Source organism: Pseudomonas sp. ADAK2 (genome assembly GCF_012935755.1).
In the GTDB taxonomy this organism is placed as follows: domain Bacteria; phylum Pseudomonadota; class Gammaproteobacteria; order Pseudomonadales; family Pseudomonadaceae; genus Aquipseudomonas.
The window spans coordinates 6,492,736-6,511,085 of the sequence record NZ_CP052862.1 but is presented as its reverse complement, the minus strand read 5'-3'; the positions used below and the strand labels follow the sequence as shown (position 1 = coordinate 6,511,085).

The 18,350-nt window shown below is 58.0% G+C and carries 21 protein-coding genes and 1 pseudogene; 12 read left to right on the top strand and 10 right to left on the bottom strand.

What is annotated here, in order from left to right; all coding sequences use genetic code 11:
• Both HKK52_RS29940 and HKK52_RS29935 read right to left on the bottom strand, forming a co-directional pair.
• Complete coding sequence (locus HKK52_RS29940) at positions 1-954, bottom strand: putative 2-dehydropantoate 2-reductase (RefSeq protein ID WP_169373738.1); 954 nt, start codon at positions 952-954, stop codon at positions 1-3.
• Positions 951-1,337: a thioredoxin family protein gene (locus HKK52_RS29935; RefSeq protein ID WP_169373737.1), complete on the bottom strand. Its 387-nt coding sequence runs from the start codon at positions 1,335-1,337 to the stop codon at positions 951-953. Before HKK52_RS29935 ends, HKK52_RS29940 begins: the two co-directional genes overlap by 4 nt.
• On the opposite strand from HKK52_RS29935, the gene HKK52_RS29930 reads away from it, so the two are divergent.
• Together HKK52_RS29930 and HKK52_RS29925 are read left to right on the top strand one after the other, a co-directional pair.
• The gene (locus HKK52_RS29930) at positions 1,336-1,779 is read left to right on the top strand and encodes a PilZ domain-containing protein (protein ID WP_169373736.1); all 444 of its coding nucleotides are present in this window, start codon (positions 1,336-1,338) and stop codon (positions 1,777-1,779) included. The two genes, HKK52_RS29935 and HKK52_RS29930, sit on opposite strands and share 2 nt — an antisense overlap.
• Positions 1,780-1,907: 128 nt before the next feature.
• The gene (locus HKK52_RS29925) at positions 1,908-2,984 is read left to right on the top strand and encodes a 3-deoxy-7-phosphoheptulonate synthase (protein WP_169373735.1); all 1,077 of its coding nucleotides are present in this window, start codon (positions 1,908-1,910) and stop codon (positions 2,982-2,984) included.
• Between the two features lie 79 nt (positions 2,985-3,063).
• Here HKK52_RS29925 and HKK52_RS29920 read toward each other — a convergent pair whose 3' ends face one another.
• Complete coding sequence (locus tag HKK52_RS29920) at positions 3,064-3,351, bottom strand: GNAT family N-acetyltransferase (protein ID WP_020800382.1); 288 nt, start codon at positions 3,349-3,351, stop codon at positions 3,064-3,066.
• A gap of 638 nt (positions 3,352-3,989) precedes the next feature.
• Here HKK52_RS29920 and oprI point away from each other — a divergent pair.
• The gene (gene oprI / locus HKK52_RS29915) at positions 3,990-4,241 is read left to right on the top strand and encodes an outer membrane lipoprotei OprI (protein WP_002553018.1); all 252 of its coding nucleotides are present in this window, start codon (positions 3,990-3,992) and stop codon (positions 4,239-4,241) included.
• Between the two features lie 122 nt (positions 4,242-4,363).
• On the opposite strand, the gene HKK52_RS29910 is transcribed toward oprI, so the two are convergent.
• The 3 genes and pseudogenes from HKK52_RS29910 to HKK52_RS29900 form a co-directional block, all read right to left on the bottom strand.
• Complete coding sequence (locus tag HKK52_RS29910; protein ID WP_169373734.1) at positions 4,364-5,335, bottom strand: L,D-transpeptidase family protein; 972 nt, start codon at positions 5,333-5,335, stop codon at positions 4,364-4,366.
• A gap of 135 nt (positions 5,336-5,470) precedes the next feature.
• Positions 5,471-5,764 carry a hypothetical protein gene (locus HKK52_RS29905; protein ID WP_003226812.1) on the bottom strand — a complete coding sequence of 98 codons (294 nt, stop codon included), beginning with the start codon at positions 5,762-5,764 and terminating at the stop codon, positions 5,471-5,473.
• A gap of 56 nt (positions 5,765-5,820) precedes the next feature.
• Positions 5,821-5,949 (bottom strand): annotated as a pseudogene (locus tag HKK52_RS29900) (arylesterase); the annotation flags it as partial.
• Between the two features lie 167 nt (positions 5,950-6,116).
• Between HKK52_RS29900 and hxsA2 the strand changes: the two are divergent.
• Genes hxsA2 through hxsC form a run of 4 tightly spaced genes read left to right on the top strand, consistent with a single transcriptional unit; the run spans position 6,117 to position 9,312 of the window.
• Positions 6,117-6,401, top strand: a complete 285-nt coding sequence (hxsA2, locus tag HKK52_RS33110) for a His-Xaa-Ser repeat protein HxsA2 (RefSeq protein ID WP_442962274.1) — start codon at positions 6,117-6,119, stop codon at positions 6,399-6,401.
• A gap of 1 nt (position 6,402) precedes the next feature.
• Positions 6,403-6,705 carry a His-Xaa-Ser system protein HsxD gene (locus HKK52_RS29895; RefSeq protein WP_169373733.1) on the top strand — a complete coding sequence of 101 codons (303 nt, stop codon included), beginning with the start codon at positions 6,403-6,405 and terminating at the stop codon, positions 6,703-6,705.
• Positions 6,698-8,155: a His-Xaa-Ser system radical SAM maturase HxsB gene (gene hxsB / locus HKK52_RS29890; protein ID WP_169373732.1), complete on the top strand. Its 1,458-nt coding sequence runs from the start codon at positions 6,698-6,700 to the stop codon at positions 8,153-8,155. The genes HKK52_RS29895 and hxsB overlap by 8 nt, the downstream gene beginning before the upstream one ends.
• A complete protein-coding gene (gene hxsC, locus HKK52_RS29885; RefSeq protein ID WP_169373731.1) occupies positions 8,149-9,312 on the top strand; it encodes a His-Xaa-Ser system radical SAM maturase HxsC in 1,164 nt (387 codons plus the stop codon). Before hxsB ends, hxsC begins: the two co-directional genes overlap by 7 nt.
• An 18-nt stretch (positions 9,313-9,330) precedes the next feature.
• Here hxsC and HKK52_RS29880 read toward each other — a convergent pair whose 3' ends face one another.
• Positions 9,331-9,936, bottom strand: a complete 606-nt coding sequence (locus HKK52_RS29880; protein ID WP_169373730.1) for an arylesterase — start codon at positions 9,934-9,936, stop codon at positions 9,331-9,333.
• Between the two features lie 10 nt (positions 9,937-9,946).
• Here HKK52_RS29880 and HKK52_RS29875 point away from each other — a divergent pair, with 10 nt between their 5' ends.
• The 4 genes from HKK52_RS29875 to HKK52_RS29860 all read left to right on the top strand — a co-directional run bounded on the left by HKK52_RS29875 (position 9,947) and on the right by HKK52_RS29860 (position 14,690).
• Entirely contained in the window at positions 9,947-10,630 is a 684-nt protein-coding gene (locus HKK52_RS29875; RefSeq protein WP_123510220.1) for an ABC transporter ATP-binding protein, read from the top strand.
• The gene (locus tag HKK52_RS29870; protein WP_169373729.1) at positions 10,630-13,134 is read left to right on the top strand and encodes an ABC transporter permease; all 2,505 of its coding nucleotides are present in this window, start codon (positions 10,630-10,632) and stop codon (positions 13,132-13,134) included. The genes HKK52_RS29875 and HKK52_RS29870 overlap by 1 nt, the downstream gene beginning before the upstream one ends.
• Positions 13,135-13,168: 34 nt before the next feature.
• Positions 13,169-13,666 (top strand): transcription elongation factor GreB, encoded by a 498-nt coding sequence (greB, locus tag HKK52_RS29865; protein WP_169373728.1) that lies wholly within the window; start codon positions 13,169-13,171, stop codon positions 13,664-13,666.
• 163 nt (positions 13,667-13,829) lie between these two features.
• Positions 13,830-14,690: a hypothetical protein gene (locus HKK52_RS29860; RefSeq protein WP_169373727.1), complete on the top strand. Its 861-nt coding sequence runs from the start codon at positions 13,830-13,832 to the stop codon at positions 14,688-14,690.
• Positions 14,691-14,697: 7 nt separating this feature from the next.
• Here HKK52_RS29860 and HKK52_RS29855 read toward each other — a convergent pair whose 3' ends face one another.
• The 3 genes from HKK52_RS29855 to HKK52_RS29845 form a co-directional block, all read right to left on the bottom strand.
• Positions 14,698-15,006, bottom strand: coding sequence for a class I SAM-dependent methyltransferase (locus HKK52_RS29855; protein ID WP_133838273.1), 309 nt, complete (start codon positions 15,004-15,006; stop codon positions 14,698-14,700).
• Positions 15,007-15,254: 248 nt separating this feature from the next.
• The gene (locus tag HKK52_RS29850) at positions 15,255-15,689 is read right to left on the bottom strand and encodes a DoxX family protein (RefSeq protein WP_169373726.1); all 435 of its coding nucleotides are present in this window, start codon (positions 15,687-15,689) and stop codon (positions 15,255-15,257) included.
• 103 nt (positions 15,690-15,792) lie between these two features.
• Positions 15,793-17,214 (bottom strand): transglycosylase SLT domain-containing protein, encoded by a 1,422-nt coding sequence (locus tag HKK52_RS29845; protein WP_169373725.1) that lies wholly within the window; start codon positions 17,212-17,214, stop codon positions 15,793-15,795.
• A gap of 234 nt (positions 17,215-17,448) precedes the next feature.
• Here HKK52_RS29845 and HKK52_RS29840 point away from each other — a divergent pair, with 234 nt between their 5' ends.
• Positions 17,449-18,255, top strand: a complete 807-nt coding sequence (locus HKK52_RS29840; protein WP_169373724.1) for a TatD family hydrolase — start codon at positions 17,449-17,451, stop codon at positions 18,253-18,255.
• Positions 18,256-18,350: the final 95 nt, after the last annotated feature.

Genomic DNA, 18,350 nt, shown 5'->3' with positions numbered 1-18,350 from the left:
TCAAACGTTACGTCGATCGATAAAACCGAGCGCCCGATACAAGGCCTCGATGCGTGGCAATTCACAGCCCGCCGCTTTCGCCGCCGCCAGGGGTCGGGCGTAGATCGCCTGCAGTTCCAGCGGGCGTTTGTGCAGCAAATCATGGTACATGCTCGGCCAATAGTCGGGCATTTTCTCGGTCATCATGAACAGGTAGTCGGCGTAACCGGGTGGTATGGCGTGACCGCAGGCCTGGGCGCCCTGCACCACTTCGGCCATCAACGCCTGGATCAGCGCGCGGCTGTCGGTATCGGCCATCAATGGCGTGGTACTCGCCCCCAGCAGTACCGACAGACCGTTGTAAGGAATATTCCACACCAGTTTTTGCCAGCGCGCCTGATGCAGGTTGGGCATGGCTTGCGAGTCGATGCCGGCCTTGCGGAACAGCCCGGCGCCCTCCTCGACCAGCGCCATGCGCGTCGCCTCGTCGTTGGCCGGGCCACTGTGGTAACCGACATTCACCGCGCCAAGGGCCTGGTGGGTGATCACGCCGGGGCCTTCACGATGGACGCAAATCAGGCACAGGCCACCGAGCAGGTGCAGCGAATCGGGCAGCACCTCACGCAGGCTGTCTTCGACGTCCAGGCCATTTTGCAGCAGCAACACTTTGGCGCCAGGCGCGGCGGCTTCAATGATGATCGGTGCCAGACCCGAACTGGTGCTCTTGGCCGCCACCAGCAGCCAGTCGCACTTGGGCATGTCTTCAGCCGCTGAATAAGCCTGGACCGGGTTCAGGCTCAGTGCGCCATGCACCGCACTGTTCACTTGTAACCCGCGCTCGGCGACGGCGGAAAACTCACTGCGCAGCAGAAAATGCACATCGAAACCGGCGCGCGCCAGCATCACCCCGTAGAAACCTCCGATTGCGCCGGTCCCGATAATGCCGATTGTCGGCTTGGCAACTGCTTGCATCATGGCAACTCCTCAGCAATTCGATTCAGCGCCTGCCCCACCGCTGCATTGAGTTCGGTGCCGGTCAGACGCGACTGTAGCGCCCCGAAGAACTCACCGTCGCGCACCACAAACAGCGCCGGCAAATGAAAGACCTCATAGCGCTCGACCAAGCCACCATTATCGGCGGCGTCGATCCAGCACAGGCGATCGACCGCCAGCTCGATCCTTGGCAACTGCTCGCGGGCAAACCGGCAACTGGCGCAGCCGACGCTGGTGAAAATCACCAGGGAAATGCCGTTCATCGCCAGCAGCCGTTGGTCGGCGTCGAAATCTGTCAGTTCCGATTCGACCACTATACTGGGGGAAACAATGTCAAATGGGCGACACAGGGAGTCCGTGTTCATGGGACGTTTTCTTCCTCATCCTGACGATGTGCCCGTGGAGCTGACGCTACTCAAACATGAGTGCATTTCACGGCAACGGCTGCACACTATCAGCCTCGGCGGCATGGCTTGCAATTACCACCGCGCCTGGCGTCACGGTACGGCGCTGGAAGTGCGCATGCCGACCTTGAACCCCGACTTGCGTTACTTGGGCTATGTGGCCTGGTGCCTGCGCCGCAAGCGCGGCTATCTGGTGGGCATTGCGTTTGTCGACGAGCAGATGCTGTTCAGTGCGCGGATGGGCGAACAGGTGTGCCAGATCGAACGTTATTGCCGCCTGCATGAGGCGCACGAAGACCTGCAGGATATTCAGGCCCTTGCCCTCGAATGGGTCCAGCAGCATGCCGACGAGTTCTCCCACGACACGGTTCGCAAGGCTTTTGCTCAGCCTGTGCTGGATTAAACCCGTGTGTGCCCATTGTCGAACAGGCGCCTAACGCGCTAAGGTTCCGCTCCCCGACGCGCTTAATTTGCTGTGCTCCGCCGCGCGGGTTCGCTGGCGGATGGCACCCGTGACCTGACGAGTAAACGATGGCTGATTTACCGATCAACGACCTAAACGTCGCTTCCAACGAAACCCTGATCACTCCCGATCAGCTCAAGCGTGATATCCCTTTGAGCGACGCTGCCCTGCGCACCGTGACCAAAGGCCGCGAAGTTATTCGCAACATTCTTGATGGCACCGACCACCGCCTGTTCGTGGTGATCGGGCCGTGCTCGATCCACGACATCAAGGCTGCCCACGAATACGCCGAGCGCCTGAAGAACCTGGCCGCCGAAGTGTCCGATACCCTGTATCTGGTGATGCGCGTGTATTTCGAGAAGCCACGGACCACCGTTGGCTGGAAAGGTCTGATCAACGACCCGTACCTGGACGACTCGTTCAAGATCCAAGATGGTTTGCACATCGGTCGCCAGTTGCTGCTGGACCTGGCCGAGATGGGCCTGCCGACCGCCACCGAAGCCCTCGACCCGATCTCCCCGCAATACTTGCAGGACCTGATCAGCTGGTCGGCCATCGGCGCGCGCACCACCGAATCCCAGACTCACCGTGAAATGGCCTCCGGCCTGTCCTCGGCTGTCGGCTTCAAGAACGGCACCGATGGCGGCCTGACCGTGGCGATCAACGCCTTGCAGTCGGTGTCCAGCCCGCACCGTTTCCTGGGCATCAACCAGGAAGGTGGCGTGTCGATCGTCACCACCAAAGGCAACGCCTACGGTCACGTGGTGCTGCGCGGTGGCAACGGCAAACCGAACTATGATTCGGTCAGCGTCGCGCTCTGCGAGCAAGCGCTGAACAAGGCCAAGATCAAGCCGAACATCATGGTCGATTGCAGCCACGCCAACTCCAACAAGGACCCGGCCCTGCAACCGCTGGTGATGGAGAACGTCGCCAACCAGATCCTCGAAGGCAACCAGTCGATCATCGGCCTGATGGTCGAGAGTCACCTGAATTGGGGTTGCCAGGCGATCCCGAAAGACCTCGCCGACCTGCAATACGGCGTGTCGATCACCGATGCCTGCATCGACTGGTCCGCCACCGAAAACACCTTGCGCAGCATGCATGCCAAGCTCAAGGACGTGCTGCCGAAACGCGATCGCAGCTGATTCACCGTCTTCGGAAATAAAAAAATCGGGCACAAAAAAACGCCGGGCTGTTAACCCGGCGTTTTTTTATGCGTTGCGTTTACTGGCTCAGCTTGGCGGCGTGCCGCTGATGACGCTCCATGTAGCGCTCCACGTAGGAGCACGACGGAATCACCGTGTAGCCCATTTCTTCGGCGTACTGCAGCGCCTGCTCGGTCAATGCCGCCGCAATGCCACGGCCGCGCAATGCGTTGGGCACGAACGTGCGATAGATATCCAGGGTCTGTTTCCCCAGATCCATATAGGTCAGGTAGGCACGATGACCGTCCACATTGGTCTCGAACTGATGACCAGCCTGGTCATGGTGGATGGACAACGCCTCGCTCATCACTACTCCTCGCGGGTCTTGGATTCTGACCCCTACCTTACCGATGTTTTTCCGGCGAAGGAACATCTACGCCACCCTGTGCCTGAATGGACACCGAGAAGAGCGACACCGATCTCGCGTAACCTGGCACGTATCAAATAGTAGGCACCATTGGCGAAAATGCTCAAGGTACGCTCGTCATCACGTTGAGGTGGCGGGTGCTGCTCCGGGTTACGCAGGGACGGCTCGACCAAAGATCTTCCCGGGTCGAAGCCTGAACATTGCCGGATATTGAGACTTGAGACGAGCGCCCGTTGTTAAAGTCACCTCAACATGCACAAAGATATGAGAGGCGCTGCGCAAAATCCGAACAAAAGAGTAGACGAAACCATGTAGACAGACTTTAACAAAGACCGGAAATACTGCCGGTGGGATAGGGAACTTTTCGCATGCGGCTCGCTCATCTCGGGCCTTGCAGCTGAGTATTTTTTATACAGTGCAGTTAAAAGTTGCTCGAAAAAGAATCAACGCCTACAATTTTTTTTGCTTCTTGCTTTACGTCAGTTTACTTACGACAAGTAATGGGTAGTATGTACGCCGGCTATTTCCTCACTCTGAGGAGACAGCTACTTAATAGAAAGTCCTTGAAGGGGAACACGATGAACAACGTTCTGAAATTCTCTGCTCTGGCTCTGGCCGCAGTTCTGGCTACCGGTTGCAGCAGCGTATCGAAAGAAACCGAAGCACGTCTGACCGCTACTGAAGACGCAGCTGCTCGCTCCCAGGCTCGTGCAGACGAAGCTTACCGTAAAGCTGATGAAGCTCTGGCTGCTGCTCAAAAAGCACAACAGACTGCTGACGAAGCTAACGAGCGTGCTCTGCGCATGCTGGACAAAGCTAGCCGCAAGTAATAGTCCTTCGGGATTGTTATCAAGCCGATCCATTCATGGGTCGGCTTTTTTTATGACCGGCGTTTAGTACCGGCCATAAAAAAACCCGCCGACGGCCAACGTCGGCGGGTTCTTTTTAGTGCTTACTGCTGCAGGTCGACCGGCACGCTCGACACCATCGGTGCGGAGGTATTCGGTACGGCGATTTCCACCGGCAGGCCATCTTCGGCAGCCACCACGTCACGCACCACATCCCAGTTCATGCGCAGGTTGTTGGTGATGTCTTCACGCTTGAGCATCGCGTTGATCACTGCGGTGTGCTTGTCGACCACCGACGGATTGCCGTTGTCGTCCAGCGGCGTGTGCGCTTCGAGGTAGACCTTGCCGCCACTCACGCCGAACTTGTACGGGTCGTTGATAATCCGCACCGACGTACCGACCGGCACCATGCCCGCCATTTCCAGCACATTGTTGTTGAACATGCGGAAGCAACCGTGGCTGGTGCGCATGCCGATGCCGAATTTCTTGTTCGAGCCGTGAATCAGGTAGCCCGGGGTGCCCAGGTTGAACTTGAACGGCCCCAGCGGGTTGTCCGGGCCGGCCGGCACCACATTCGGCAACGGGTCACCGTCGGCAAGATGCTCGGCCTTGATCGACGCTGGAGGGGTCCAGGTCGGGTTGGGCGTTTTCGCGGTGATAGTGGTGTGGGCGATCGGCGAACCCCAACCCTCACGACCGATGCCCAGCGGGAAGGTGTACACCACGTTCCGGCCTTTCGGGAAATAGTAGAGGCGGTACTCAGCCAGGTTGATGACGATCCCTTCGCGCGGACCCGGCGGCAGGATGAAGCGGGTCGGCAACACGACTTCAGTCCCGGCGCCCGGCAGCCAGGCGTCGACGCCCGGGTTGGCCGCGACCATTTCCGAATAGCCCAGATCGTACGTGGTGCCAAGGTCGGCGAAGGTATCTTCGTACTTGGCCTTGATCACTTGCACCTGACCGATGATGTCTTCACCAGGTGGCGGTAGAGGCAGCTCTAGTGCTGAAACTGGACCGGCTGCACAGAGGGCGGCAAGGGTCAGGCAGCGGGTGACGGCAGGAAAGCGCGGCAACATCCGGAAAATCCTTCGCAGGGTCGACAAGGGTATAAGAACGCGATTGTACACCGACACCCGTAAATTCGGGGAGATCGAGACGCTGCAGGCGATACATGACGTTTTTTTCATGTACAGCCTGTATGGCGAGGGGACTTAAAGCTCGAAACGCAGTTCCGGCCAGATCGGCGAGGTGCCGCGTTTTTGCGACTCCAGGATCGCCCGGCACAACGAACACAAACGCTGATCCTGGAACACCCTGCGGTCCACACTCGACCAACGCGGCTGCGCCGGCAGCAGGCTGCCACACAAGGTCCGGTCCGCCGAGCCGCCGAGCTCCAGCTGACGGGTCACCAGATGCACCCGCACTTCCTGGCAGGCGAACAGATCCAGCTGTTCGTCAGGCTCGATCAGTTGGTAGGCAAAAAGGGACCAGGCAGGACGCGGCATCGGGGGCTCCAAATCGGGGGCGCCACCTTAGCCGAAACACCGCCACTAGAAAAGCGTCAAAGCAGCGGTTTCAGCGTCGGCCAGACATTTTCCAGCAACTTGTCCTGAGCCGCTGCCGCCGGGTGCAGGCCATCGGCTTGCATCAGGTCGGGGTGGCCGCCGATTCCATCGAGTACCAGCGGGATTTTTTCCCGGTGGGTTGGTGTTCGTAGGCCTCGAAATCAGATGGTAGTGGTACGTCTGTCGGATTTAGGAGATAGAAAGCGCCCCGCAACTAATTCCACATTGACATCATGGCCATCCGCCAGTGAGACTCCACAAATACCCACACCAATGATAAGGAAATCCAATAATGAAAAAGCGCTCCTTTCTGGTACCAATGGCAACTCTGGCCGCAGCTGTAGCCACCGAACAGGCTTCTGCCTTAGTCATCCACAAGGTTGTGGAGCCCAGCAAAGACACCACTATCTCATTCCAATCGGCTACTCCGAGCGAGAACCTTTCAGTTCGCGGCGGCAATGATCTCTTTGCGTTTGTCTTGAAACGTGGCGATCAAGGTCAATTCATGGCTTACCACAGCTCCCATAGCTCGCACGCGTCGCATAGCTCACATAGCTCACATCACTCGGGCTCCTGAAATGGAGCGCGCGGCAACGCTCGTCTTTGATGAGCGGCTTTATGACGGACAGGTTCTGCAAAAAGCCGCTTATCGCTCGATGAACTCACTGACAGCCGATATCACATGCGCTGATGGGAAATTTATCTGCGCCTTGTCCTCGAATATTGGCATCGATGAACCTTCGTTTCTGACAGCCATTCAAGAATTCAAGAAGGATGCACTCGATTACCAGCTGCGGCACCGGCTGAACGCTGAGACCCTTCCGATCAGGAATCTGATCCTTGGGCTGGCGTTCTCAAAAACCGGACTGATCAGTGAGTAAATTCCAAGAGCAGGGATTTTATGTACAGCAACGTCCCTACGAGTTGCTTCCATTCAAATTTGATCGACTGAATGACGACGAGTACGTCATCACCAACATGGCGGGCGAGTATCACGTCATACCGACACCGATGCTCGAACCACTGATCAGCAAGACGCTTGCGATCTCGTCCGAACTGATCCCTACACTCAGGTCGAAACAATTCATCCGATTTACCGATGAGCAGGCGCCGCTTCAGCTTTTGGCACTGAAGATTCGCACGCGATTGTCCAGATTGGCCCAATTCACCAACCTGCATATCTTTGTCGTAACCCTTCGCTGCGACCATAGCTGCCCCTATTGCCAGGTATCTCGGCAATCGGAGAGCAAAGGCGAATTCGACATGACGATGGAGATGGCTGAAAAGTCGCTGGACTTCGTTTTCAGGTCCCCCAATCCCGCCATCAAAATAGAATTTCAGGGTGGCGAGCCACTGCTGAACTTCGAGATGGTGAAGTACGTCGTTCTTGAGGCAAAAAAACGCAACCTCAAGGAGGGCCGTGACCTTCAGTTCGTCATTGCAACCACGCTATCGCTACTGACCGACGACGTGCTCGATTTCTGCAAGCAACACAACATTGTGCTTTCGTCTTCTCTCGACGGACCAATGGATCTCCATAATGCGAACCGTCCAAGACCCGGACGAGACAGCCATCAGCGCTTCGAAGAAGGCCTGAAAAAGGCCCGCACAGCCCTTGGCTACGACCAGGTTTCAGCGCTGATGACAACGACGGACAAGAGCTTGCCGCGAGCAAGAGACATCATTGATGAATACTTGCGCCTAGGCTTTGATGGAATCTTTCTCCGTACCCTTTCCCCATACGGCTTTGCAATCAAAACCAAGAAATTCATGTCATATGACACTGAGCGCTGGCTGGAATTTTACAAGGAAGGTCTCGAGTACATCATTGAACTGAACAAGTCCGGCGTACGATTTGTCGAGCAGTATTCCTCGCTCGTACTGACAAAAATGCTGACCTCTGGCGACCCGGGATTTGTTGACTTGATGAACCCTGCTGGCGCTGGCATCGCTGCCATAGTGTTCAATTACGATGGGGCCGTCTATGCCTCGGATGAGAGCCGGATGCTTGCCGAGATGGGCGATCATACGTTCAGGCTGGGCAATGTTCTTGAGCATTCCTATGAGGAGATCATCCTTTCCGACCAGCTTCTGGATGCACTGGAAAACTCCTTCACCTTAAGCGCACCCATGTGCTCTGACTGTGCGTTCGAACCCTATTGTGGTGCAGAGCCCGTTTACCATCACGCCATGCATGGGGATCTGGTCGCGAGAAAACCTGAATCCTCGTTCTGCAAGCGCAACATGGCGATCTTCAAGCACCTCATTGAACTGATGAGCCGCGACGAACATACGAAACGGATTTTTATGGGGTGGGCCAATCGATGCTGAAGCTCAGTGGAAAGGTTATCCGTATCCACGCGGTTAATGTTTATAAAGATCTCACCCTGATCAAGGTTTCCACCAATCGGAATCTGCCTGAAATCCTGCGACGGGAATTGGCTTTTTTGGTTTGCGATCACCAGATCCCCACAGGCTTCGCCCACTATTTACTGACTGAGCAACATCAGGCGCTCGTGGAGGAACTGCCCGTCGGCTCCGACTATTCCATCCTGGCGAATGACTTCAGCTACATTGGCGACAATGACGTTATCCGACTTTCGGCGGATCGTCAGAGCATCCGGGTATTGTTTCGGGCTTCGTCACCGAACAACAGCATCCTGCTCACGGAGCAGTGCAATAACTACTGCCTGATGTGTTCTCAACCACCTAAATCAGCTGATGATTCATGGATACTCGATGAAATCGAGAGCTTGATTCCGTTGATCCCAAAAGAGACCAGAGAGCTGGGGTTTACTGGGGGTGAGCCAACGACCAACAAAGATCGTTTTCTAAAGATCATCAGCCTGACCAAAAGCTATCTGCCTAGAACCGCTATCCACATCCTATCGAACGGTCGAAGCTTCAAAGATCCTACGTTCGCAGAAAAATACGCCGCAATTGAATTGTCCGACGCGATGACCGGAATCCCCGTCTACTCAGACGATCCGACACTGCATGATTACATCGTCCAGGCTCAAGGTGCTTTCGACGAAACCATTCAGGGCATTCTCAACCTCAAGCGTTTGGGCCAGAGGGTTGAGATCAGAGTGGTCATACACAAGCTCTCGGTGCAACGGCTTCCTGAGTTGTGTGAGTTCATTGCCCGCAATCTTCTTTTTGTTGATCAAGTAGCACTGATGGGCCTTGAAATGATGGGCTTCACCCGAGCTAATCTTGACGAGCTATGGATTGACCCCATCGAATACAAGGATACGCTCAGCAAATCGGTTGGCATTCTCGCCAAGTACGGCATGAATGTCTCGGTCTACAACCATCAGCTGTGCCTAGTGAACCCGGATATTCTTCCCTACTACAAAAAATCGATCAGTGATTGGAAGAATGAGTTCGCCCCCGAATGCCAAACCTGCAAAAAGCAGCGCGAGTGCGGGGGCTTTTTCGCATCAGGCGTCAAGTTCGGGTATAGCAAACAACTTTCTCCGTTCTAAGCCCTCCGAGAAAATATTTCAAAGCAGCGGTTTCAGCGTCGGCCAGACATTTTCCAGCAACTTGTCCTGAGCCGCTGCCGCCGGGTGCAGGCCATCGGCTTGCATCAGGTCGGGGTGGCCGCCGATTCCATCGAGGAAAAACGGTACCAGCGGGATTTTTTTCTCCTCGGCCAGCGTGCCATAGACCTTGGCAAAGGCCTCGGTGTAACGGGCACCGTAGTTGGGCGGCAGTTGCATGCCCAGCAACAACACCTTGGCACCGCTGGCCCGGGAGCTGTCGATCATCGCAGCAAGGTTTTGTTGCAATTGCGTTGGCAGCATTCCGCGCAAGCCGTCGTTGCCTCCCAATTCGAGGATCACCAGCTCCGGTTTATGCTCTGCAAGCAGCGCCGGCAGGCGTGCCTGGCCTCCGGCACTGGTGTCGCCGCTGATGGAGGCATTGATCACTTTATCGTCGAAACCTTCGCGCTTGAGCCGTTGCTCAAGCAGCGACACCCACCCCAAGCGGGTATCCAGTCCGAAACCGGCGCTGATACTATCGCCAACGATCAGGACTGTACCCGCCGCTGCGTTCTGGGCCATGCACATCAAGGCCAGGCCAGCACTCAAAAACCAAACACGCATCGGATTCTCCATGGGCGCAAGTATTCTCACCGCGAAGAACCTCAGCAAAGTGGTTCCCAGCGCGGAAGGTGAACTGACTATCCTGCACGAACTCAGCCTGGAACTGAACAAGGGCGACAGTCTGGCCATCGTCGGCGCCTCCGGTTCGGGCAAATCCACCCTCCTCGGTTTGCTGGCCGGCCTCGACCTGCCGAGCAGTGGCGAAGTCACCCTCGCCGGGCAAGCCCTGAGCAATCTCGACGAAGATCAACGGGCGCGCATCCGCGCCGAGCATGTGGGTTTTGTCTTCCAGTCCTTCCAACTGCTCGACAGCCTCAACGCCCTGGAAAACGTCATGCTGCCGCTGGAACTCGACGGCCGCAAAGACGCCCGGGAGCGCGCCACCGAATTACTGCAACGGGTGGGCCTGGGCCAACGCCTGACCCATTCGCCACGCCAACTCTCCGGCGGCGAACAGCAGCGCGTGGCGATTGCCCGGGCGTTTGCCGCCGAGCCCGACGTGCTGTTCGCCGATGAACCCACGGGCAACCTCGACAGCCACACCGGCGAGCGCATCAGCGACCTGCTGTTCGAATTGAACAAGGAGCGCGGCACGACCCTGGTGCTGGTGACCCACGACGAACGCCTGGCACATCGCTGCCGGCGCCTGATCCGCCTTGAAGCCGGCCTGCTGGTCGCCCCTCTGGAGCCTTGATGGCACGCTTGCCGCTGTTGCGCCTGTTCAGCCTCGCCATCCGCCAACTGCTGCGCGACGCCCGCGCCGGTGAGCTGCGGGTGCTGTTCTTCGCCCTGCTGGTGGCTGTGGCGGCGAGTACCGCCATCGGTTATTTCGGCGCCCGCCTCAACGGCGCCATGATGTTGCGCGCTACTGAGTTTCTTGGCGCCGACCTGTTGCTCGAAGGCAGTTCGCCGGCGCGGCCCGAACAGATCAGAAGCGGCACCGAGCTGGGCCTGGAACATGCCCAGGTGGTGGAATTTTCCAGCGTCATCGCCACGGATAACGGCATTCAACTGTCGAGCATCAAAGCCGCCGACGACGTTTATCCCTTGCGCGGCGAACTGAAAAGCGCCCCGGCGCCCTTCGCTGCGGAAGAATCCGGCGGCGGGCCGAAATCCGGCGAAGCCTGGGTCGAAGCGCGCCTGCTGACCGCGCTGGACCTGAAGATCGGCGACAGCATCGACGTTGGCATGAAAACCTTGAAGCTGTCGCGGGTGCTGACCTATGAGCCGGACCGCGCCGGTAATTTCTACAGCCTGACCCCGCGGGTGCTGATCAATCTCAGCGACCTCACGGCGACCGGTGTGGTGCAGCCCGGCAGCCGCGTCAGTTACCGCGAACTCTGGCGGGGCAAGGCTGAAGCGCTGGAAACCTATCGCCAGTTGATCAAGCCAGGTTTGGCCGCCAACCAGCGCATCCAGGATGCGCGGGATGGCAACCGACAGATCGGTGGCGCCCTGGGCAAAGCCGAGCGCTACTTGAACATGGCCAGTCTGGTCGCGGTTTTGCTCTCTGGCGTGGCGGTGGCGCTGTCGGCGACACGCTTTGCCACGCGCCGCTTCGATGCCAGTGCCCTGCTGCGCTGCCTGGGTCTGTCCCGGCGGGAAACCATGGTGCTGTTCAGTTTGCAGCTGACGGTGCTCGGCCTGCTCGCCAGCCTCAGCGGCGCCCTGCTCGGCTGGCTGGCGCAGCTTGGGCTATTTGCGTTGCTGCATGACTTGTTGCCCACCGACGTCCCACCGGGTGGCTTGCTGCCAGCCGTTGCCGGAATCGGCACCGGTCTGGTGGCACTGGCCGGTTTCGCCCTGCCACCGCTGGCCGCTCTCGGGCGGGTACCGCCATTGCGTGTATTGCGTCGGGACATGCTGCCGATCCCGTCCAGCACCTGGATGGTCTATGGCGCCGCGCTGGGCGCGCTCGGGTTGATCATGTGGCGCTTGAGTCTGGACCTGGTCCTGACCTTTGCTCTGCTCGGTGGTGGCGTGATTGCCGCCGTGGTGCTTGGCGGTTTGCTGCTGTTGTTGCTCAAAAGCCTGCGCCGGATGTTGGCTCGTGCCTCGTTGCCGTGGCGTCTGGGCCTGGGTCAACTACTACGTCACCCATTGGCGGCGGCGGGCCAATCCCTGGCCTTCGGTTTGATTCTGCTGTCCATGGCATTGATCGCATTGCTGCGGGGCGAGTTGCTCGACACCTGGCAGAACCAGCTGCCGAAAAACGCGCCGAATTATTTCGCCCTGAACATTCTGCCAGCGGACAAGCAGGCGTTCACCGATCGCCTGATCGAACTGTCGGCGCAATCGGCCCCGCTGTATCCGGTGGTGCCAGGTCGTTTGATCAGTATCAATGGCGAAGCGGTGCAAGACATCGTCAGCAAGGATTCTGCCGGCGACCGGGCGATCCAGCGTGACTTGAGCCTGACCTGGGCGGCGGACCTGCCGGCGGGTAACAAGCTCACCTCGGGCAACTGGTGGAGCGAACAAAGCCCGGATGAGATTCCCGGCGTGTCGGTCGAAGGCAAGGTTGCCGAGAGTCTGAAGCTCAAGCTGGGCGATCACTTGGTGTTCACCGTCGGCGGGGTCAATCGCGAAGCGAAAGTCACCAGCCTGCGGGAGATCAACTGGGACAACTTCCAGCCGAACTTCTTCATGATCTTCCAGCCCGGCACTTTGAAGGATCTGCCGGCGACCTACCTCACCAGCTTCTATCTGGCGGCCGGCCACGATCAGCAGATTGTCGATCTGTCCCGGGCATTCCCGGCGGTGACCATTCTGCAAGTCGAAGCCTTGCTGGAGCAACTGCGCAGCATCCTCGCCCAGGTCACCCTGGCGGTAGAGTACGTGTTGCTGTTCGTGTTGGCGGCGGGGATGGCGGTGCTGTTCTCGGGTCTGCAGGCCACCCTGGATGAACGCATTCGCCAAGGCGCGTTGTTGCGCGCCTTGGGAGCTGAGCGGCAATTGCTGGTCAAGGCCCGGCGCATCGAGTTCGGCTTGCTCGGCGCGGTCAGCGGTTTGCTGGCGGCACTGGGTTCGGAGTTGGTCAGCCTGGTGCTTTACCGCTACGCCTTCGACCTGCCCTGGCATCCGCATCCGTGGCTGCTGGTGCTGCCGCTGATTGGTGCGGTGCTGATCGGTGGTGCCGGTGTGTTCGGCACGCGTCGCGCGTTGAACGCCAGCCCCCTGACAGTCTTGCGCGAGGGTTGATAGACTCAAGCACTCTCTACCACAAGAAGTCACCATGAGCCGTTATCGCCCTCCCCGCACTGCTGGTACCGCGCTGATCACCCCCGAAGGTGAAGCGCGGATGCGTGCCGAGTTTCACGAACTCTGGCACGTGCGCCGACCGCAGGTGACGCAATCGGTCAGCGAAGCGGCGGCCCAGGGTGATCGTTCGGAAAACGCCGAGTACACCTACGGCAAGAAGATGCTGCGCGAGATCGACAGCCGCGTGCGTTTTCTCACCAAACGCCTGGAAGCCCTGAAAGTCGTCAGCGAAAAACCCAGCGATCCGAACAAGGTGTACTTCGGCGCCTGGGTCACGATTGAAGACGAGGACGGCAAAGAGTCGCGCTATCGCATTGTCGGCCCGGATGAACTGGACCTGAAACTGGGACTGATCAGCATTGATTCGCCGCTGGCGCGGGCATTGATTGGAAAGGCGCTGGATGCCGAAGTTCGCGTTCAAACCCCCACCGGCGAACAACTAGTTTATATCGTAGACATCCGCTACCCCTAAACCTTCACTACCAATAATAAAAGCACAATCTATTCATCCAGCAACATTCCGCGAAAGTTATAACCAGCACAAGCTTTGACAACGTCAAAGTCTTGCGCGAGATTAATAGCGCGCCACAACAAGCGCGCAACTTTAATCACATCTATTCACGGATGAATAAAACATGACCAATAACATTCAAGGTCTGGACTGTTGGATGGATAACGTCCCCGACTTGTATAAACTGCGTATTGATGAACTTATTCTGCCAGGGACCCACGACTCCGGCGCAGACAAAAAAGCATCGACCCTCAACTTCCCTCAGGAAATTACACAGGATGTTCCGGCCTCCGAGCAAATCAAGGCGGGCTTCAGGGTCCTGGATCTGCGCGTGAGGTTCCTGCCCGGCAAGGCGGCCAACGATCCCAAGCGCTTCCAGCTGTACCACTGGCATGACCTGAACCGCTTTGTCAGCACAGACATTCTCGACATATTGAACAACTTCTACGACGGTTCTTCGTCCAGAGCAAAAGAACTGATCATCCTGAACTTCCATCAGTTCGACAACTTCACTGAAGCTGCCCATGATGAACTGCGCTTGTTGATTAACGAAAAAATCGGCAAGCGCCTCATTCCATCGAGTTTCAGGTATTCGACCATTGACGACATCTGGAAAACCATTCCCGGTCGAACTGTGGTCATCTCTTACAACAAATACACCAACAACTCTGATTACTGGGATGGCGTCCAGCAACAATGGAGTGGCGAGAACTATATCTCTACCGACAAACTTAAAAAGTTTATGGACGAGGTCTCCCTCGAACCGAAAAGAGCGTATTCACTGCGCTCGATTCAGTGCGCTAAATACACCGGCATCTTTGTCCCGGACGATTTCAGCGACAAAATTGATAAGTGGTTCCACTCAGAGGATGGCAACAGCTACATCCAGCGCTTCCACATCATCAATACCGACTGGTCAACCCGCAGTCGCATTGTGCAAAACTGCCTCCACGCCAACCAGTTCCGGGCAGCAGCCAAGCACTGACGCGGTCTCAGCGCCGCGTAATCAGCCCTTGTCGAGCAACACGAGTCAATTGCCTGATCACCTCGGGCGCGTCTTCGAGGTTCGGCGATTGAATCACCGCCAGGTCAAAACTGTCGTTGGCAAATCGCGCCAGGGACTCGCCGTCTTCGACAAACTGGATCAGGAACGCGGCGGGACCGCCGGTGCGACGTGGCCAGCCATCGAGATAACGCAGGAGCGTCGGCTGATGTTTGCCGCCAAGCAGGATTTTTGGATTGCGCTGGGTGAGGTGTGCCGTGATCGGCGCGGGGCGTACAACGGGGCTTAGTGCGTTCATTGGGTCGTGTCTCTGCCTCAAAAGTCTGCATGGCAGGTGAGAGGCAACACCGAACCAGCGCTTTAGCGGTATTTCGAAGCCTGTTCCAGGCTTCTATCGGCAACTGAATGAGTCACCTGGCGCCCCGCAAGTAGCTGTTTAAATCGGCGCATGGGCAGCATCCTAGAGAACCTGACCGGACAGTGTCAAGAATGACGCGCAACAAAAAAGGCCCGCACAATGCGGGCCTTTTCGTTGAGCCAGAGCGGTCAGCCGGCGATGGCGCGGTCTGCCGAAAGCTTGCCGGCACCTTCGATCAGCACGGCAATGCTGCCACCCAGCAAGGCCAGGGCGAACTCGTAACCGTTGTTAGCCATGAACAGACCGTTAGGCAAGTGCACGGTGAAGATCGCCACCAGCGAGAGGAAGGCTAGCCCCAGAGCGGCCGGACGAACCAGCAAGCCGATGATCAACGCCAGGCCAGCGAAGAACTCGGTGCCACCGGCCAGGATCGCCATCAGGTGACCCGGCGCCAGGCCAAGGCTTTCCATGTACTGCGCGGTGCCGGCGATGCCGTAACCACCAAACATGCCGAAGAGTTTCTGTGAGCCGTGGGCCGCGAAAATGATGCCGACCACGATCCGCAGAACAGTCAGGCCGTAGCCAGCGCGGGTAAACAGGACCTTGTTGATCAGTGAGCTCATGCTGTGTCATCCATTGAGTGTGTGTGTTGGTTGGCCGCTATATTAATCAGTAAATCAAATGTTAAAAGCGCAAATATTTCGCCATAACAATCAGTTTAGTCGATCATTTCCGTGAGGCCACTTTTTGCCCCGGGGGCTCCAACGACTCCCGCTCCCGATCGAACGCCAAGTAATACTTGTTCACGCTATTAACATAGCTGACCGCGCCCATTCCCACCTGCTCCATGGCGATACGCTCGACCTGGAAGAACCACTGGTTCGGATTCAGGCCCCGGCGCCGGGCCTCGGCGCGCATGCCCTGGACCCGCTCCGGCCCCATGTTGTAGGCCGCCAGCACGAACGCCATGCGCTCGCGCTCATTGAGTTTGGGGCTGGAGAAGAATTTGCGGCGGATCATCGCCAGGTACTTGGCCCCGGCCTGCACATTGGCGTCGAGGTTCTGAATATTGTTGACCCCGACCCGCTGGGCTGCGGACGGCGTGATCTGCATCAAACCAGTCGGGCCACTGCCACTGCGGGCCCCGGGTTGCAGCGCCGACTCCTTGAACGCCAGCGCCGCCAGGTTCAGCCAGTCCATGCCTTGGGCGTCCGCGTGTTTCTGCAACACCGGGCGGAGTTTTTCCAGACGCTGTCGGTCGGCCTTGGCCAGTGGATAGTGCACTTGATACAGGCGTCGGTAGATGCGCAGGAACGCCACGTCCTCATCCGACGGCTTTTTGTAGGTGGTGAGGAAGCGATCGATGCTCGCCCGCAGCATCGAGGCATCGCGGCGCACGAACCAATATTCCTCGCCGGGCTCGCTGATCAGCACTTGTCGATCGATTCGCAACTTGGGCAGGATCTTGCCCCAGCGCTCGGCAATCGGTTGCTCGACGATGGTCAGGTGGAAGATGCCACCCTGGACCATCTCCAACACATCTTCGACCGCCAGGCTCGGGTCGACCCACTCGACCTTCACCGGCGCCAGTTTGTGCAGGGCGAGTTTTTGATTGATCTGGCTGACCGCATCCCCGGCGGCACTGCCCGTGGGCAGCGCCAGGGTTTTGCCGGAGAGTTGTTCGAGTTTGGTGTAGCGGCGTTCGCCCTTGATGCCGACCAGAATCAGCGGCACGTTGCTGGCAATCGGTTCACTGGTACTGATGGCGTGCCCCGATTGCGGATCGAGGAGTTCCCCCGGCGCCACCAGATCGCCCTCGCCGCGCTGCAAGGCGCCGAGCAGTTGATCCTTGGCCTTGGGGATGATCTTGAGGGTGATTTCCTGGCCGTCGCGCGCATGGCCGTTGAGGTATTGCTCGAAGGCTCGCAGGCGATGGTATTCGACACCGATGGCCTGGCCCTGGACTTCGCCGGAGCTGTTGCGGCTCTGGTTGACCAGGACTTTCAGCACACGGCTGCTGCGGATGTCCGCCAGGTCGCGCACTTTGGTCGACGGCACGGCTTGCAGCGGTCCGGCCAGACGCGCGACCGCCGGCATCGGCAGCAGCAACGAACAACACAGCAGTAGCAAAACCGAGGGACGTGTCATCCACTCTCCGGAAAGAATACGGGTCGATTTCACGAAAATTCATGACATCGAACGTCGGAAACAGAGCGCCTTGAGCGCTGGCAAAGTGCGAAAGACTGGCACAGTGATGGCATTTTCACCAACCCGACCTGTCTCGCGGCATCAAGAGACAGCTTTAACTCGTTGTAGTTCTTGGCTTTTCTTATAAATCTACAGCTCTGATATGCTTTCCGGCCTTTGGTCCGAGGTAGCACCATGCAACTCATCGATATCGGCGTCAACCTGACCAACCCCAGTTTCGACGATAAACACCAGGCTGTACTCGACCGCGCCTATGCCGCCGGGGTCTGCCAATTGGTGCTCACCGGCACCAGTGTCGAGGGCAGCGAACAGGCCCTGGAGCTGTGCCGGCGACTGGATGAAAGCGCGCAACGGCTGTTCGCCACTGCCGGCATTCACCCCCACTCCGCCAGCGACTGGAACGCTGACAGCGAGCGTAGCCTGCGCAGTTTGCTCCAGGAGCCGAACATGGTGGCCGTGGGCGAATGCGGGCTGGATTTCAATCGCGACTTCTCGCCGCGCCCACAACAGGAAAAAGTCCTCGAGCACCATCTGGCCATGGCGGTCGAACTGCAATTGCCGGTGTTCCTGCATGAGCGCGACGCCAGTCAGCGTCTGCTGGAAATCCTCCGTGACTACCGCGATCAATTGCCGGCCGCCGTGGTGCATTGCTTCACCGGGGAAAAGAAAGCGCTGTTCAGTTACCTCGACCTGGATTTGCACATCGGCATCACCGGCTGGATCTGCGACGAGCGTCGGGGCACGCATTTGCATCCTTTAGTGAAAGAAATCAAACGCGGCCGCTTGATGCTGGAAAGCGATGCGCCTTATCTGCTGCCGCGCAGCCTGCGGCCGAAACCGAAGAACGGGCGCAATGAGCCGGCGTACCTGACCGAGGTCTTGCGCGAAGTGGCGTTGCATCGGGGCGAGAGCGAGGAAGACTTGGCAGCGCATACCACGGCGTGTGCGCGAGCATTCTTTGGGCTGCCTTCAATCGATTGAAACCGTGCCGACGCTATCGCGGGCAAGCCTTGCTCCTACGGATTGATGGCGTCCTTGCGCCAAACCCACACTCAAACTTGACCCATATCAAAACC